The organism is Arhodomonas sp. KWT (genome assembly GCF_010993615.1).
In genome coordinates this window covers 1-1,310 of sequence record NZ_WNXE01000027.1, presented here as the reverse complement: position 1 = coordinate 1,310, position 1,310 = coordinate 1, and the positions used below count along the sequence as shown (strand labels likewise).

General features: G+C 70.3%; 2 protein-coding genes. Both read right to left on the bottom strand.

The window, feature by feature from the left end; translation table 11 throughout:
* Positions 1 to 111: 111 nt before the first annotated feature.
* Positions 112 to 528 carry a cobalamin B12-binding domain-containing protein gene (locus G7A99_RS07090; protein ID WP_018719067.1) on the bottom strand — a complete coding sequence of 139 codons (417 nt, stop codon included), beginning with the start codon at positions 526 to 528 and terminating at the stop codon, positions 112 to 114.
* A gap of 30 nt (positions 529 to 558) precedes the next feature.
* Positions 559 to 1,221, bottom strand: a complete 663-nt coding sequence (locus tag G7A99_RS07085) for a GntR family transcriptional regulator (protein WP_018719068.1) — start codon at positions 1,219 to 1,221, stop codon at positions 559 to 561.
* Between the last annotated feature and the right edge of the window lie 89 nt (positions 1,222 to 1,310).

The window sequence follows — 1,310 nt, the reverse complement described above, 5'->3', positions numbered from 1 at the left end:
TCCGGCGCGGGGAAGTAGGTCCCGTCGTAGCGCGGCGGGAACTGCCACTGCTCCATGATCTCCTCCTCCAGCTCTGTCGTTATGTCGTATCGCGCCGCAGGCCGGCTGCCGTCAGCGCGGACCGCGCTCGGCGACCAGCGAGCGGAAGGCGTCGACGATCTCCTGGGGCGGGGTGTCCTGGAGCAGGACCTTCGAGACACCGATGCGCTCGAGCTCGGTGACGTCCTCGTCGGGGATCACCCCGCCGCCGGCAACGATGATGTCCTCGCCGCCCTTCTCGCGGAGCAGTTCCAGCACCCGCGGAAAGACGGTCATGTGCACGCCCGAGAGCAGGCTGATGCCGAGGATGTCCACGTCCTCCTGCAGGGCGGCATCCACGACCTCCTCGGGGGTGCGGTGCAGGCCGGTGTAGACGACGTCCATACCCGCATCCCGCAGGGTCCGGGCGACGATCTTCACACCGCGGTCGTGGCCGTCGAGGCCGACCTTGGCCAGGAGTACCCGGATGACCGGTTCGCTTTGAGCCATTTCCTCTCCTCCTCGTTGTGTTCTCACGATTTAGGCCGACTGCCGCTCGGCGGCCTCCTGCAGCCAGCCCGAGGCCTCGTCGGCATGCGCGCGGGCCAGCCGCTCCGCTGACGCCGCATCGCCGTCGGCGATGGCCCGATAGATACGTTCGTGCTGGTCCCAGATGGGACCCTGGTTGGCCACGTCATCGATGACCTGGTGCATCACCCGGCGGGTGTGGTGCCACTGGGTGGCCATCACCTCCAGGATCCGGGCGTTACCGGCTGTCTCGTAGATCAGCCAGTGGAACTCCTCGTCCGCCGAGATCAGCAGCGGCACGTCATGGGCGGCGAGCGCCGAGCGGCCGTCGTCCAGGACCCGCTGACCCTCGCGGCGGAAGCGGGCGTCGCAGCGGCGTGCCGCCTCCCCCGCCGCGATCAGATCGATCCCGGCGCGCAGGCCGTAGAGCTCGCGGACCAGCTCCGAGGTCAGCGGCGCGACGCGCAAGCCACGCCGTCCGGCCGGGCAGAGAAAGCCCTCCGCCTCCAGCCGCTTGAGCGCCTGGCCCACCGGCAGACGCGAGACGTCGAGACGCGCCGCGACCCCTTCCTGGGTCACCCGCTCGCCCGGCGGCAGCGTCCCCTCGCAGATCGCATTGAGGACCGCGTCGTAGACCAGCTCCGGCAGCGGTTTGGGGGTGTCGATCCGTTGCATCAGCGCGAGTCCTCCATCGTTCCTGCCTCCTGCCCAGTCGTGTCCCCGCGCCGGCGGCGCAGCCGCTCGAGCACCCGCCGCCGGCCGGC